The organism is Paenibacillus sp. FW101-FHT12H11 (assembly GCF_058790355.1).
The window spans coordinates 501742-517645 of record NZ_JBYTCO010000002.1 but is presented as its reverse complement, the minus strand read 5'-3'; the positions used below and the strand labels follow the sequence as shown (position 1 = coordinate 517645).

Genomic DNA, 15904 nt, shown 5'->3' with positions numbered 1-15904 from the left:
GGAGGAAGTTACTTCATGAAATGGTATCGCAGTAAGTGGTTTATAATTTTGATCGCGGTAATCGTCTGCGGAAGCGGCACTTATGTTTATTTGACGAAAGGTAAGAAAAGCAAAGCAGCGGACGTGAAGGAGGCTATTTACGAGGTTAAAAAAGGCAATATCCGTTCTTCCGTTTCCGGTACAGCCCAATTCGAACCCAAAGATACACAAACGATCTCTGTCCCGGTTGATTCGGACATTAAATCCATTAATCTAAAACGGAACCTGGCGGTGAAGGCCGGGGATGTACTTTTAGAATTGACGAGTACAAGCTTGGAAAGTGATTTGCAGGATGCCCAGTTGACTTACGAGCAAACGCAGAAGGACTTGGATTCTTTGATGGCTCAACAAGGATTAATGGCTGTTAAGGCTCCCGTTAGCGGGAAACTAACCTATGCCACGAACCTGGAGGAAGGAGCTACGATTAACAAGTCGACTAAAATTGCCACCATTTCCGATGTAAACAACTTGACGGTGACGCTGCCATTTTTTGTAGAGGATGCTGCCCAGCTGCACAACGGCGATCCTGTTGATATTACGATAGATGGCTATATGATAACGAAAACAGGCAAGATTCAAAGCATTTCTAAAGACCCGAAATCGGATGGAAAAGGCGGTAAAGTCGTCGATATTGATGTTGCCATTCCCAATGATAACTCCATGGATGCAGGTACGAGCGTGTTGGGCAGCGTGACAATCGGCGGGCGTGCGGTTGATTCGCAAGCGAAAGCTGCGCTTCAATATGTGAAAGTCACAACTGTCTTGGCAGGCACAACCGGCAATGTGGCTACGATGCCTTTAAAAACAGGCAATATGGTTCGTCAAGGTGATTTGCTTGCAACGTTCGCGAATGATACGATCGGCGATGATATTCTCTCGAAACAGTCTGCTCTTGAGCGTGCGAAGCTGAAAGTGGAATCGGCGCAAGACAAGGTGGATGGACTTAAAATTTTAGCGCCATTTGATGGTGTATTCTCAACGGACTTTGTTAACAAACGCAATGATATTCTTAGTCTTTTACAAGTAGGAACCAAGGTAACCAGCGGTATGCAGTTAGGAGCCGTTGCGAGTATTGCCAAAATGCAGCTTCCGGTACAGGTAGATGAGTTAGACTTGCCTAACGTTAAGCTTGGGATGAAGGCTGAAATCAAGGTTGATGCTTACCCTGGCCGCATTTTCCCGGCGGAAGTAACGCAAATTTCTTCTGTGGGTACAACAACGAACGGTGTAACGGCTTATGATGTCGTACTCGCTGCTGATAACAAAGATAATGTATTGAAATACGGCATGACGGCTACAGGTGAAATTCTGATTCAAGACAAGAAAGATGTGATTTACATACCTCCTGAAGCGCTGCAGCTGCAAAAAGGTAAGCGCATTGTCACATTAAAAAAAGCGGATGGAACGGTTGAACCTGATCATGAGGTAAAAATCGGGATTCGCTCGAAAACGCAAATTGAAATCACGGAAGGTCTGAGTGAAGGAGATAAAGTTGTTCTTCCTACTGCAGTAAAAAGACAACAAAACCTCAGCCAGGACGAAATTAACCGCTTAAGGCAGCAGTTCCAACAAAACGGCGGAGCAGGTGGAGCCGGCGGGTTTGGCGGCGGTGGCGCAGGTGGATTCCAAGGCGGCGGCGGTGGTGGCGGCGCAGGCGGAGCTACCCGGACTAACGGCGGTGGTGGAGGCGGCGGTAACAGATAACACTGCCGGGAAAGGAGTTAGTGCGGTATGAATATTATCGAGCTAAAAGATATTGTCAAAACCTATAAGCGCGGTTCAGAAGATCTACCTATCCTGCGGGGGATATCGCTAACTGTTGAAGAAGGCGACTTCGTAGCCATCATCGGGCCCAGTGGATCCGGTAAATCTACGCTGATGAATACCATTGGGCTCTTGGACGTTCCGACGTCGGGAAGCTATATCCTGGACGGTGTCGTAACCGAACGTATGAGTGATAATGAACTCGCTGCGCTTCGTAATCAAAAGATCGGCTTTATTTTTCAACAATTTAACCTATTGCCCCGTTTATCCGCGATGGAAAATGTAGAGCTTCCGATGATTTATGCAGGAATTCCAAGAAAAGAACGGCGGGAGCGGGCACACGAAATGCTCAAAATGCTTGGGATGGGCGAGCGGGGCCATCATAAGCCTAGCGAGTTATCCGGTGGTCAACAACAACGTGTGGCGATCGCCCGAGCCCTTGCGATTTCGCCATCGCTTATCTTGGCGGATGAGCCGACAGGAGCATTGGATTCCCGGACGGGGGAAGAGGTTCTGGAGTTAATATTGCAGCTGAATGCGCAGGGAAATACCATCGTTCTGATTACCCATGATCATCATATTGCCGATAATGCTAAGCGTGTCGTTGCCCTTCGTGACGGCGTCATCATTGATGATTACCGGAATAACGCTGACAAAAGCGATGTTAAGCAAGAGGTGAGCGTATGAAGGTAAGTGAACTGCTCAGGATGTCGCTGCAGACGATTGTCTCCAGTCCGCTGCGGACCTTTCTGACGATGCTGGGGGTTATTATCGGAGTCAGCTCTGTCGTGACGCTAGTGTCCATCGGGCAAGGAACTTCGGAACAAATCGCCAAGCAGTATGAAAATATGGGGACGAATCTTCTCGTTGTTACAGCGACAGGAAACGGTCGTGCGACGCAGTTGGATTATGATGAACTGATGAATTTCGAGAATTTTGAAGAATTCAAATCCATTGCGCCTACAATGACGAAGAATGGCTCCAACGTTAAATATGACCGTACGCAAGAGAAGTACAACGTACTTGGAACCAATGATCGATATTTGGACATTATTAAAGCGAAAGTCGATAAGGGCCGCAACTTGTCGCCGACGGATCTTGAGTTTCGTTCCAATGTGGCCATTCTCGGGAGCGAAGTGGCGAAGACATTTTTTGGCACTTTGGATCCAGTGGGAGAGGAAATCAATATCGATGGCGCTGTGTTCAGTGTTATCGGGACCCTAGAAGCCAAAGGTTCTAATATTGGAGGAGCCTCGGTAGACAGCTCTATCATTGTGCCACTGGAATCGGCCAGACGTGTGTTCAAGCTGGGGCAAATTCGTACGACCTACGTTGAAGCGCCAACCAAAGAAGATATTTACACCGCTCAAGAAACGATGAAGCAATATTTGACTTATAAATTCAAAAGCGATACGGGTTTCGTGCTAACGAATCAGGATGAGCTGCTCAAGGCACGGACTGAAGCAACGAACACACTTACGAATCAATTAGTAGCTGTCGCACTTATTTCCTTGCTCGTCGGCGGTATCGGAATTATGAACATTATGTTGGTGACGGTCAGTGAACGGACGCGAGAAATCGGGATTCGTAAATCCATCGGTGCCAAAAGGCGCAATATTTTGCTCCAATTTCTTGTCGAAGCTGTCGTCATCAGTGGGCTTGGCGGACTTATCGGGCTTGGATTAGGGATCGGTTTATCCTACGCACTGCCTTATTTCAGCCCGAAACAAACGACTAGCCTCTCCCTGGATATTAGTTTATATGCCTTTTTATTTTCCGTATTGGTCGGTGTTATCTTCGGTTTATATCCGGCCAACAAAGCATCCAAACTGCGTCCGATTGACGCCTTACGATCTGATTGATGAACAAAAGAGGAGGACTACCTGTGAAGCAACATCTTAAAATGAAAGGCTTGCTTAGCCGCTCAGCACTATTGCTAACGGCTGCAAGCTTCCTGACACTACCTCTGGCCACATCGGCTTTCGCTGGCAAGGAAGGCGTCTTCCTGAGCGATTCCGTCTACTTTACATTAGACAAGGTTTCCTTGTCCTCGGGAGCGGACGACGGTTCCCTTCGTTTCTCTCTTGGGCTGAACAATAACAGCGCTTCGCCTGTGGATTTTAACAATTATGGTGTCAAAGTTATGGATACGAATGGTGTTTCCTATACGGCTAAACTGAGTGAGAAAGTCAATGGCCGTGTGCAAGCAGGGGAAACCGGCACTTTCAAATTTAGCTCCGAAATACCGGCGAATCTGACACCGGGTCAACTCAAAGTGGATATCTTCGAATGGAACTACAATACGATGCACGATATCGGGGCTTTATCCGTAGAAGCCGCCATGAATGAAGCGGGACAATCCGTGGTTCAGCAAGCCGCCATTAATCTACAGGAGGTAGATACTACCTTCGCAGATGATGCTACAGTGACAGCTCAGCTAGGCAATAGCTACAAAGTTTACAAAGACGGTGCCTGGTTGATTTATTCAGACTTAACGTTGGAAAATTTAAGCAATACGACCCTTAAGCTGCCGGATGCACTTGAACTTAATTTACAAGATAGCAAGGGATTGACTTACGTCTCCCAGTTTATCTCGGGATCAGGTCAAACCTTGCTGCCGCAGCAGCCTGTTAAAACAACCATTCAAACAGCGGTTCCGGCATCCCTGGATGCGAACGGGTTATCCCTGCTTTTCTCGCCAAAAGGCAAAGTGAAAACGACGGTGCTCGGGTCATTAAACGTAGCCAAATCATTCGTGGTTGGCAAGATCGGCGACGACACCCAATACCCGGATGCAGATTTAGAGGGGCTACATATCACAACAACGTGGGCCGCGGCTAACAAACAATCGGATGGGCTGCATCTTCAAGCCAATGTCACATTGACGAACAAAAGTGACGGCATCATAACGATTCCTAACTTGTCTGCTTCGTTTCAAGCACTTCGCGGCAGTGTGGCGGTTACGTCTTCGGATAATGCCGCTCGGACATCCTACTTATCGCCAAATGAATCGACAACCTTCCGCTTCTCCGGTATTTTGCCAGCCGGTCTGAGCACAGATGCTTTGCAACTGGTTGTTTCAGAGAAACAAGGTACGGCAAATAACAGTACGCAAACGAACACAGATACGGGAACTGGTTCAGGATCTTCCGATACAGGGAATACAACGAATGCAGGCAATTCCAGTAATTCTGGCAATAGCAAAACAGCGTCGCTACCGGTTACAATCACGACACTGGCTGGAGCTAGACAAGGCGGAGAGAACTCTTCTTATACTTCGGCGGCAGATTACACGCTCGGTACGCCATTCAAACTGTCGTCCAATACGCTCATTGACTCGAATATTGATGTATCGCTTGTAGAGCTTGGAATGAGCGAGAATACGGACTTCGGCTTCAAAACCGTCGTTGCCAAATATAAACTGACAAATAAAGGGACGACATCGTTGAATTTACCGGATTTCCAAACCGATTTGACCAACGATGAAGGCTTTACTTATTCGGGTGAACGACAGTCTACCGTTGCGAAGACAATCGCACCGAACACCAGCTATGTGTTGAATTACTCCTACCTGGTGCCTGGTACAGAAACGGCAGATAAGTTGGCGCTTAACTTATATGATGCCAATCGTTTAGCGATCGGCTCCTACAAAACAGCTGTCCAACCAGTGCCAACAACCGGTGCCGTATCCTTGTATCCATTTAGCATTGCAATTAACGATTACAGTGTCAGCGCAACTTATAGTAAAGATCAATCCTACGCATACCGTCTGCGCTTGGATTTGGATGTGAAACGTCAAGAGCAGGTCATTACGGACGCTAACTTCTCATCCCTCGTCTTCGATGTTGTCGATTCCGAAGACCGCCTGCTTAGCACCAAGACCATGAGCTTCGTAGGCCAGGACAAAATTATGTCAGGCATCCAGTTTATCGATTTTGGTTCAATTAAATCCGAACAACTGAACACGAATGTTAAAATTAATCTTTACGAGGTTGTTACTACACCGAGCGGTGACGCGAAACGTTTGGTGAAGACGTTGATTATGTAAAGAAGGTGCTCATCCCTTGGGGATGGGCATTTTTTTTTGGGGGGGGGGAGCTACGGCTTACCCTCATTTTTATGTTCGTTGGCGGAGTAACTTGAGACGGATGAGCTGCAAATTTGAAGGCGTATGTTGCATTTTATACAACAATATGGCGTGATCTGATCATGAATGTGATCCTTCGTTGCACATTATACAACGATTTGTTGCGAATAGGTGACTTGTAAGTGATTTAGTGCTTGAATCGCTGTAAGAAATACAATATAGAGGCACTCTGTGGCCCAATTGCAGCCAAATGCTTGCACAGAGTACAACATAGAATATTGTTGTAGTCGAATTTGGTGAAGGTTGATAGGTAATGGTGATGGATGATGAGTGGAAGGAAGGGCATAGTTCCAAGTCAAACTAATGGAAGAGAATGGCATGAAAAAGATTGACAGTTAGATATCCTTTTGCGAAAATGAGAATGATTATCATGATCGTTTGCGTATTGATTTGCGTAGCCGAATAGCACTTATATTTGTATGTTGAGGCAATTTGTACGTTGAAGCAAGAGTCTAACCAAATTGGAGGCACAAGCACGATGAATACTATGCAAAATGAGAAATTAGGCGCAATCAGCGAACTGATTAAAGACAGACGTTCTGTCCGCGCATTTAAAAGCGATCCCATCGACACGGACCTTATAACTGAGCTGCTTAATGTAGCCGTATGGGCGCCAACACATGGCCTAAGGGAGCCATGGAGGTTCATTTTATACAAAGGCGAGGCGCGTAAGCCCCTTGCTGAAGCTATGATCCGCACTTACACGGCGGAGGAGAAAGAAAGGCTCGCTGCGCAGAAACTGGACTATTTCATGCAAATCCCTGCCCATCTCGTTGTCGTCATGAACGAAGATCCAAGGCAGAAACAGTGGGAAGAAGATTTCGCCTGCGTTTGCTGCTTGATACAAAATTTTCAGCTGGCTGCATGGGAAGCGGGGATTGGCGTTGTTTGGAAAACGAACCCGTTTATTCACAGTCCGAACTTCCGCGAGGCGGTAGGCGTTAAGCCAGGAGAGAAAATTGTAGGCTTGCTGCATATCGGGTACCCGGAGCAAGTACCGGCTGTGAGGCCACGGACCGATGCAAGAGAGAAGCTGATTATTAAAGAGTCCGTATAGAAAAGCAAAAAACCTCACGGTTTCCCGTGAGGTTTTATATCGTGCTTATTCAACATCCTGATAGCCATCTTTGATTAAATCTAATCTTCCCGTTTGCGGGTCAATAATCAAACCGTGAACCGGTAAGTTTTTGGGAAGCAGCGGATGATTGCGAATAATATTTACGCTTTTCTCGATCCCTTCTCGAGCATGGTCAAAGCCTGTCAACCAGCTTGACAAATCGATACCGGAATGGCCGAGCGTTGTGATGACATCGTCGGAAATGCCGCGTTTTTTGGCGCTTGCGATCACCTTGTCCGAATTCAGCCCCGTCATCCCGCAATCGTAATGGCCGATTACGAATACTTCATCTGCATCGAGCTCATAAACAGCTACAATGATACTGCGCATAATACTGCCAAATGGGTGGGAGACAATGGCTCCGGCATTTTTGATGATTTTGGCATCACCGTTGTGCAAATTCATCGCCTTAGGCAATAGTTCGACTAAACGCGTATCCATACATGTTAGAACAACCATTTTTTTGTCTGGAAACTTCGTAGTCAGAAATTCTTTGTACTCCTCTTTTGCAACAAATTGTTCATTGTAATTCAAAATTTCACTAATCAAAGACATGGTTTCTCCTCCAGGTAAGTTATTGTGCTGCTTATATGTTCATGCAGCTTTATCTTTTGTCGACCAAGCTCATACCCGCATTGTAAATCTGATTATTACTCTTCAGTATATAGGATTTATTTCCTTCAGAAAAGTCAATTTTCATATTAGCTTCATAAAAAATTTCATCCTTGCTGTTATAGATCAGCTTAAAAGCATTGGTTTCGGCAGTTAAATCCTGTTGAGTTTCTTCAGAAACCAGCCAGAGCGTCGGCACTCCGTTAACGGAACAACCGCATCCTTCAGTATCAAAAACAAGCTTCAATTGGGCGTCACCTTGGCCCATATATGGGGTTAATCGCTCAATTGCTGAATCAGTAAATGTAATTTTCATGGATGTTATCTCCTCACAATGTTGTTTGACAATGAATTGAACTCGCATTAAAAATAATGGCTAGTCATTATTTTAACACAAGTTCAATAAATTTGATTCTGTGGAAGGGACGAAGTATGATGAAAATAGAAATTGATGGGAGGAGTTTTGAAGCATGAGTGTGCAAACTGCCACAGCCAAGCTAGAATCGTTCAAAGCCTATGTTCGTAAAATGAAGCAGTACGAGGAAGCTATCGCCCTAATTTATTGGGATATGCGGACTGGTGCCCCGAAAAAGGGCATTGGAACACGCTCTGAAGTAGTCGGAGAGCTCTCCACCGAAGTATTCCGGATGTCCACTTCTGATGAAATGGGCGAATATGTTGCTTTTTTCACGCGGCCTTCTGAGCTTGAACAACTGGATGCCATTTCGAGAAAGATGGTTGAAGAGTGCAAAAAAGAATATGATCGCTCCAAAAAGATACCTGCCGAGAAATATCAAGCCTATGTCGTGCTGACATCGCAAGCTGAATCCGCTTGGGAAGAGGCCAAGCACAATTCCGATTGGGATTCGTTCCAGCCGTATTTGGAGAAAATTGTGGCGACAACCCAAGAGTTTATTGAACTATGGGGATATGAAGGACATAAATATAACACGCTCCTTGAAATGTATGAACCTGGCATGACAGTTGAGAAGCTGGATGAGGTCTTCGGGGCTTTGCGAGAAAAAGCAGTTCCTTTGCTGCAGCGTATCCAAGCGTCTCCAAATCAGCCGGATCGCTCTTTCCTGGATCAACAATTCGAGATCAGCAAACAGAAACAATTTTCACTTTCGATTTTGAAGCAAATGCAGTACGATTTCGAAGCTGGCCGGTTGGACGAAACGGTGCATCCGTTCGCGACGGCGCTGAATCCAGGAGATGTGCGGATTACAACGCGCTATTTACCTAACGATATCACTTCCGCATTATTCGGAACGATTCATGAAGGCGGACATGCGCTGTATGAGCAGAACATTTCCGACGATTTGGTAGGTACGAACCTGTGCACCGGAACCTCCATGGGCATTCACGAGTCACAGTCCCGTTTCTGGGAAAATGTGATTGGCCGCAGCAAAGCGTTCTGGGACAGATACTATGGTGAACTGCAAACGACGTTCTCTCCGCAAATCGATCAAGTGGATGTCGATACGTTTTATAAGGCGATTAACCACATTGAACCATCCCTAATCCGTATTGAAGCGGATGAACTGACGTACAACTTACATATCATGATTCGTTATGAGCTGGAAAAAGGGCTGTTTAACGGAACCATCGCGGTAGCGGATCTGCCTGCGGCCTGGAATGCCAAATATGAAGAGTATTTGGGCGTTACTCCGGCAAATGATGGCGAAGGCGTGCTGCAAGATGTGCACTGGTCAGGCGGAGCGTTCGGCTACTTCCCATCCTACGCGCTCGGCAACATGTATGCCGCACAATTTACGCAAACTTTACGTAAAGAGCTGCCGGCTTTCGAAACTCTGATTGCCGAAGGCAATCTGGCGCCGATTAAGGAATGGCTCACAGAGAAAGTATATAAGCATGGAAAACTGCTGACGCCAAACGAAATTATTCGCCAAGTAACGGGCGAAGAGTTGAACCCCGAGTATTTGGTTCAGTATTTGGAAGAAAAGTATAAGTCGGTCTACGGCATATAAAAGCAGAAGTGCAGCATCCTTCGACAGTGACAACTGTCTAGGGGTGCTGCTTTTTTTGTGCTGCAACAAACAATTTAGCCAAAAGTTGCCATTAACCGTCTTCTGGGCTCCTGCATAGGATAGATTACTACTTTAGCGGAGGGACGTCGTATGAAGATTCGGAAAAAATGGGGAGTGGCTTTATCCGTGGTCTTGCTGCTCAGCAGCATCGTTTCGGCTTGCGGAACGAAAAGCACGGAAACAACCAAGGTTCGCATTGGTGAAGTAACGCGATCATTATTTTATGCACCACAGTATGTGGCGCTGTCACAGGGCTTCTTCAAGGATGAAGGCCTTGATGTAGAGCTTACAACAACACCTGGCGGCGACAAAACCATGACGGCTTTGCTCTCTAATGCCATCGATGTGGCGCTGGTTGGCTCGGAAACGTCCATTTATGTGTCGCAGCAAGGTTCAGATGATCCCGTTATTAATTTTGCACAATTAACGCAAACGGACGGGACTTTCCTCGTGGCTCGCAAGAAAGTGGATCAATTTGATTGGAATTCACTCAAGGGTTCTGTATTTCTCGGCCAAAGAAAAGGCGGAATGCCACAGATGGCCGGGGAGTTCACGCTTAAGAAGCACAACATCGACCCTAAGAAAGATCTGCAGCTGATTCAAAACATCGATTTTGCGAACATCGCTTCGGCTTATTCGTCGGGAACCGGAGAATATGTGCAGTTGTTTGAACCGCAGGCATCGATTGTTGAGAAAGAAGGAAAAGGATTCGTGCTGGCTTCCTTTGGCGTCGAGAGCGGTCACCTGCCATACACAGTATTCATGACCAAACAAAGCTTTATCAAGCAAAATCCGGGTACGGTTCAAAAGTTCACGAATGCGATCCAACGTGCACAGCTATGGGTTGCGGCGAAAAGTGTAGATGAAATCACGAATGCCGTTTTGCCTTATTTTAAAGATATCGATGTTGAAATCGTAAAAAGTGTTGTTAAACGTTACAAAGAGCAAGGTTCGTTTGCCACAGACGGTATCGTCGATGAGCAGGAATGGAACAATTTGCTCGATGTCATGACTTCTGCAGGCGAGTTGAAGGAAAAGGTGGCTTGGAAAACGCTGGTGAACAACACATTTGCTGAGAAAGCCAAATCGACTGTAAAACCTTAAGAAGAACGTGGGAAGGCAATGAAAGGCGAGAGGGGGTACGAACATGGATTCAGCTGTGACGGTTCAAAATGTAACTCAAGTCTACGTGACCGAAGAGAGGGCGACACTTGCTGTGCAGGGGATCGATTTTGCGGTAGCGCGCGGCGAATTTGTAAGTCTCATCGGACCAAGCGGCTGTGGGAAGACGACTCTCTTGTCGATCATTGCCGGCCTGATTCGGCCGACCGTGGGCACTGTGACGGTCGCTGGGAACATGGTGCAAGGTCCATCGACAAGGGTCGGTTACATGCTGCAGCAGGACTATCTGTTCCCTTGGCGGACGATTGAAGATAATGCCTGCATGGGATTAGAGATTGCAGGTGTTTTGACCAAAGAGAAGAAGCAAAACGTGCTTCACTTGCTGGAAGAGATGGGGCTGTACAGCTTCAAGGATTATTATCCTTCTCAGCTTTCCGGGGGGATGCGCCAACGGGTCGCTTTGGTCCGCACACTTGCTACCGAGCCCGAGCTGCTGCTGTTGGATGAACCGTTCTCTGCACTTGATTACCAGACGAAGCTTCAGCTGGAAGATTTGGTGGTGGAAACGCTGCAAGCCAAGAAGAAAACAGCGCTCCTTGTAACGCATGACATTTCTGAGGCCATTGCGATGAGCGACCGCATTATTGTCCTGGATCCTAACCCGGGTCGGATACGGCAAGAATTTCGTATTCCAGATGAAATCCGCACATCAGTCCCTTTTGAAGCAAGAGAATTGCCAGGTTTCCATGCACTCTTTCGATTGATTTGGCAGGAGTTTGGAGGGCATGACGCATGATAGAAAATCAACGCCAATCGGCTAAACATATAGCAACTGAAGATTCACTTAGCAAACAGGTTCATAATCGTTTTGCTCAATCGAAAAAGAAGGAAACGAAGCAGGTAAGGCTTGTTCAACTCCTCATTCTACTTGTGTTTTTTGCTCTGTGGGAAGTCGCGGCCCGGTTAAAATGGATTGATGTGCTCCTGTTCAGCTACCCAACGAAAGTATTTAAGCTGCTCTGGGATAAGTTGCTGGACGGGAGCTTGCTTCCTCATGTGGGTGTCACGGTTGTCGAGACAATCATAGGTTTTGTGCTGGGCACATTATTCGGCACTGCACTGGCTGTCGTCATTTGGTGGTCACCGTTTCTTTCCAGGGTGCTTGACCCCTATATCGTCGTTTTGAACAGTATGCCGAAGGTTGCGTTAGGGCCTCTTTTTATCGTTGGATTGGGTCCAGGATTGCTTTCGATCATCGCGACGACCCTTTCGATTACTGTCATTATCACTACGCTAGTTGTTTATGGCAGCTTCAAAGAGGTTGATCAGAATTACGTGAAAGTAGTGTCCTTATTCGGGGGTACGAAGAGAACAGTATTCCAAAAAGTTATTCTACCCGCATCGTTTCCTGCGATTGTCTCGACTTTGAAAGTAAATGTAGGCCTAGCGTGGATCGGTGTCATTGTAGGGGAATTTCTAGTCTCTCAAATGGGTCTCGGATATTTAATCATATACGGCTTTCAAGTTTTTAATTTTACTTTGGTTATCTCAACGTTGTTCGTTATTGCGATTGTAGCGACTTTCATGTACCAGATCGTATCCAATTTAGAAAAAAGATTGACAAAACATCGGTAATACTTGCCACTTTGTAATCAAAATGAAATAATGGAGCCCATAGTACAACCAGTAAAGAGGTGAAACGCTATGGGCTTTCGCGTGCTCAAAACGGCCATTGCGGTGGGGATAGCGATGTATCTTGCTCATCTATTCGGGATCAAAACGCCGGCCGCCGCAGGGCTGTTAGCTATTCTCGGAATAGAAGTAACGAAGAAAAAAGGAATAGAAAGTTCATTGCACCGCATAGCTTCCTCTATGCTCGCACTGCTGATGGGCTGCCTGTTATTCAGGTTCTTGGGTTTTCACATTTGGGTCGTCGTTTTATTCATTCTGTTCGTATTCCCGGTACTGCATCGCATGCGGATTTCAGAGGGAGCCGTGACCGGAGCCGTTGTTTTGCTTCATCTTTATGCGTATGAGGATGATACCTGGGCAGCCATATGGAACGAAATCATTTTACTTCTTATCGGATTAGGCGTTGCTACACTTATCAATATTGCTTACATGCCAAAGGCGGATAAAGCAATGGCGGACCAGAAAAGAAGAGTAGAGGACTTATTTTCAATCATTTTTATGAATATGGCCAAGCATCTGCGGGATAATTCCATCGTTTGGGATGGAAAGGAGCTTCTGGAGGTCAGTGAACAAATTGATCTGGGTGCCGCGCTTGCCAAACGCTCGTTAGATAATACGCTTCTTTTCGGAGGAGAACCCTACTGGCGGGTTTATTTCTATATGAGGGGCGAGCAGCTGGAGTCGGTGAATCGGATGCTCGTTCTGGTCGCGCAGGTATATCAGGCTTTGCCGCAAGGAGAACTGCTCGCAAAGATTCTTGAAGATATTAGCCAATCTGTGAAGGAAGACTATTATACAGGCGAAGCGGAGAAAGAATTGCAAGAGCTGGATGCCCGTTATAAACAGATGAGCCTGCCGGAAAGCCGCGAGGAATTCGAGGTCCGATCCGCGATTCTTCTGCTAAACAGAGAACTGAAGATGTACTTATCGATTGCCAAAAAGCAAAAAAAACACCGCGCGGGGGCGGGTTGACTCTAACAGATATCCCTATTTTTATGAAGTAAAAATAATATAAAATAATTGTCACTCTAGACTACTGTCCTGCATACACTTGTAATGAATGATTGTATGGAGGAGGTTGAAAGGATGTCATTAGATAAAGATTTGCAAAGCAGAGAGATCATTACTAAAGCTGTCTGCGGTAAAGGTCGCAAATTTTCACATGTAAGTCATACCGTGACTCCGCCCTTTTCTCCGACCAGTATATTGGGCGCTTGGATTATTAATAACCAATTCGAGGCGATCCAATCTGGAGAGGGCGTAGAGGTAGTTGGTACTTATGATATCAACATCTGGTATTCTTACGATCGCAACACGAAAACAGACGTAGCAAAAGAAACCGTTTCTTATGTAGAAGTCGTCGGACTAAGCTATCTGGACAAAAAACATAAGCCAACGACAGCTGAAGTATCCGCTGTCGCAACGCAAGAGCCAAACTGTGTGGAAGCCAGTATCGCTACAAGCGGCGACAGCGTAGTGATTCGGGTTGAGCGCGAGTTCCAAGTCGAGCTCACTGCCGAAACGAAAGTGTTTGTCATTGTGAGCCCGTATGGTCCGGGAGATTTCGATGACAAACATGTGGACTTCGATGATAGCGGCGATGGAGATTTCGAGGATCTCGATGCCGAACTTCTTGAAGATGATCTGGATTAATGAACCCTATACGCCAGTGTATGCTGGCGTAGCAGGTTCGGCAGAGGGCATTTGCCCTCTTTTTTGTTTTATAGACATATTTGGGCTACACGAGAAGGGGCAATCTCGATGGAATCTTTTTTACTGCACGCACAGGAGAAAGAAGCGCTGGAGCTGGCTGATCTTATTCAAATTCCGAGCGGTACGAAACTTCCGGATGATTGGCAGGGACGGACCATCATTCATTGGGGAGCCGCTCATGATGAATGGCCACAGAAGCAGGCGCTGCAGCCAATTCGCGCGATTCTGAGAGCGAAGGCAAGCGCTAAGCGCGATGAGCAGCTGGCCATGCATGGGTTAAAGACCTTAGTGTCTTTGAAGAAGCGCGGTTTGATGAAAGATGCCCCGCCGACGTTTACTCACAAATATAAAGTGGCTGTCTTTCACTTGCAAACGCTAATTGTTTACGAGAAAAAAGAAACGCTGCTCTTGCCTGAGAAAACGCTGTTTAACCAGCGGCAAGCAAACGCAAGCTCCGCCTACATAGAAGTCTTGCCGGACCGAGCCAGCTTTCATGTGCGCCGAGCAAGCCGTGAGGCGGTAAAAGCCATATATGCGTTAGGTTTGGATTATGGTTTGGTTACAATCGGGGTTCTGGCCTCCGGGCATACCGTCGTTTTGGATGTAGATCCGGTACCTAGGCTCAATGACAAGCTGGCGCAGTTATTCGCACAGGCCATTGACCGGTATGAGCTCGCACTATCTAAGGAAGTGCTGCGCAAGGAGCGGGTCATGCTCGGAACCGATCCCGAGTTCCTGCTCCTGAGCCCGCAAGGCGAAGTCGTCTTCGCCGACCGCTTCCTGACGCGGAAAGGCGATGTCGGCTGCGATGCCATCGTGCTCAGCGGGCACCGCCTGATCCTGCCGCTGGCGGAGCTGCGACCGCAGCCCAGCGCAGACCCGCGCGAGCTGGCGAGGAACCTGCTGTCTACGATGCAGCTCGCCGCGCGGTCCATCCCTGACGAGAGCCTGGCGTGGCTCTCGGGCGGCATGCCGGTGGGGGGCTACCCCCTCGGCGGACATATTCACTTCAGCCGCTGCTGGCTGAATGCCCATCTTCTGCGCGCGCTCGATAACTACCTCGCGCTGCCTCTGATCTTGATCGAGGGCGACACGACGGTCCAACGTCGCCCCAGATACGGTTTTCTCGGCGACTTCCGCAAAAAGTCGCACGGAGGCTTCGAGTACCGCACGCTGCCGAGCTGGATGCATTCGCCTTTGATTACGCGCGGGGTTTTCGCGCTTGCTGCGCTTATAGCGGATAATTATTGGCTTCTTGCAAGGCAGCCGCTGCAGGAGCTAGACATTCAAGCGGCTTATTATAGCGGAGATAAGCAGCGGCTTTACAGTGTGGTTGCCAAGCTTTGGCAGGATCTAGAGCAGTTGAAGGGTTATGAGGTGCACGCCGCCGTTCTCGACCGCTTCCGTAAGCGAATCCTATCCATGAAACCTTGGGATGAGAGAGAAGACATTCGCAAAGCTTGGAAAATTGCTCCGTACAACCGTAAAGAAGCAATTGAAGAAGGAATCATGTTATAATAGATTATCTATAAAATGATGGAAGATTGGCTAACGCTAGAGGTTCGTAAATCCGAATGTGCCTGTCCAACCGGTAGGCTGTAATCGGGCGATGGACCTTTAGCGGTTACTGCTTTTTAATATTTTGCC

Annotated in this window: 14 protein-coding genes; 12 read left to right on the top strand and 2 right to left on the bottom strand. The window is 47.2% G+C overall.

Annotated features, from left to right (window positions below; translation table 11 throughout):
- The first annotated feature begins 15 nt into the window (after positions 1 to 15).
- The 5 genes from AC3WTJ_RS08025 to AC3WTJ_RS08005 all read left to right on the top strand — a co-directional run bounded on the left by AC3WTJ_RS08025 (position 16) and on the right by AC3WTJ_RS08005 (position 7007).
- Positions 16 to 1743, top strand: coding sequence for an efflux RND transporter periplasmic adaptor subunit (locus AC3WTJ_RS08025; protein ID WP_492521383.1), 1728 nt, complete (start codon positions 16 to 18; stop codon positions 1741 to 1743).
- Between the two features lie 27 nt (positions 1744 to 1770).
- Positions 1771 to 2490: an ABC transporter ATP-binding protein gene (locus tag AC3WTJ_RS08020; protein ID WP_492521382.1), complete on the top strand. Its 720-nt coding sequence runs from the start codon at positions 1771 to 1773 to the stop codon at positions 2488 to 2490.
- Positions 2487 to 3665 carry an ABC transporter permease gene (locus tag AC3WTJ_RS08015; protein ID WP_492521381.1) on the top strand — a complete coding sequence of 393 codons (1179 nt, stop codon included), beginning with the start codon at positions 2487 to 2489 and terminating at the stop codon, positions 3663 to 3665. Before AC3WTJ_RS08020 ends, AC3WTJ_RS08015 begins: the two co-directional genes overlap by 4 nt.
- 23 nt (positions 3666 to 3688) lie before the next feature.
- Positions 3689 to 5851: a hypothetical protein gene (locus AC3WTJ_RS08010; protein ID WP_492521380.1), complete on the top strand. Its 2163-nt coding sequence runs from the start codon at positions 3689 to 3691 to the stop codon at positions 5849 to 5851.
- A gap of 577 nt (positions 5852 to 6428) precedes the next feature.
- On the top strand, positions 6429 to 7007 hold the full coding sequence (locus tag AC3WTJ_RS08005) for a nitroreductase family protein (protein WP_407872252.1): 579 nt from the start codon (positions 6429 to 6431) through the stop codon (positions 7005 to 7007).
- Between the two features lie 45 nt (positions 7008 to 7052).
- Here AC3WTJ_RS08005 and AC3WTJ_RS08000 read toward each other — a convergent pair whose 3' ends face one another.
- Both AC3WTJ_RS08000 and AC3WTJ_RS07995 read right to left on the bottom strand, forming a co-directional pair.
- Complete coding sequence (locus AC3WTJ_RS08000) at positions 7053 to 7622, bottom strand: beta-class carbonic anhydrase (protein ID WP_492521379.1); 570 nt, start codon at positions 7620 to 7622, stop codon at positions 7053 to 7055.
- A gap of 49 nt (positions 7623 to 7671) precedes the next feature.
- Positions 7672 to 7995 carry an iron-sulfur cluster biosynthesis family protein gene (locus tag AC3WTJ_RS07995; RefSeq protein ID WP_492521378.1) on the bottom strand — a complete coding sequence of 108 codons (324 nt, stop codon included), beginning with the start codon at positions 7993 to 7995 and terminating at the stop codon, positions 7672 to 7674.
- Between the two features lie 154 nt (positions 7996 to 8149).
- On the opposite strand from AC3WTJ_RS07995, the gene AC3WTJ_RS07990 reads away from it, so the two are divergent.
- From AC3WTJ_RS07990 to AC3WTJ_RS07960, 7 genes are all read left to right on the top strand, one after another.
- Positions 8150 to 9670, top strand: a complete 1521-nt coding sequence (locus AC3WTJ_RS07990) for a carboxypeptidase M32 (RefSeq protein ID WP_492521377.1) — start codon at positions 8150 to 8152, stop codon at positions 9668 to 9670.
- A gap of 150 nt (positions 9671 to 9820) precedes the next feature.
- Positions 9821 to 10834: an ABC transporter substrate-binding protein gene (locus AC3WTJ_RS07985; RefSeq protein ID WP_492521376.1), complete on the top strand. Its 1014-nt coding sequence runs from the start codon at positions 9821 to 9823 to the stop codon at positions 10832 to 10834.
- 43 nt (positions 10835 to 10877) lie between these two features.
- Positions 10878 to 11648 carry an ABC transporter ATP-binding protein gene (locus AC3WTJ_RS07980; RefSeq protein WP_492521375.1) on the top strand — a complete coding sequence of 257 codons (771 nt, stop codon included), beginning with the start codon at positions 10878 to 10880 and terminating at the stop codon, positions 11646 to 11648.
- Positions 11645 to 12487 carry an ABC transporter permease gene (locus tag AC3WTJ_RS07975; RefSeq protein WP_492521374.1) on the top strand — a complete coding sequence of 281 codons (843 nt, stop codon included), beginning with the start codon at positions 11645 to 11647 and terminating at the stop codon, positions 12485 to 12487. Before AC3WTJ_RS07980 ends, AC3WTJ_RS07975 begins: the two co-directional genes overlap by 4 nt.
- 69 nt (positions 12488 to 12556) lie before the next feature.
- The gene (locus tag AC3WTJ_RS07970; protein WP_492521373.1) at positions 12557 to 13516 is read left to right on the top strand and encodes an aromatic acid exporter family protein; all 960 of its coding nucleotides are present in this window, start codon (positions 12557 to 12559) and stop codon (positions 13514 to 13516) included.
- Between the two features lie 114 nt (positions 13517 to 13630).
- Positions 13631 to 14197: an outer spore coat protein CotE gene (cotE, locus tag AC3WTJ_RS07965; protein ID WP_127451622.1), complete on the top strand. Its 567-nt coding sequence runs from the start codon at positions 13631 to 13633 to the stop codon at positions 14195 to 14197.
- Between the two features lie 108 nt (positions 14198 to 14305).
- Positions 14306 to 15775, top strand: coding sequence for a putative amidoligase domain-containing protein (locus AC3WTJ_RS07960; RefSeq protein ID WP_492521372.1), 1470 nt, complete (start codon positions 14306 to 14308; stop codon positions 15773 to 15775).
- The last annotated feature ends 129 nt before the right edge of the window (positions 15776 to 15904 follow it).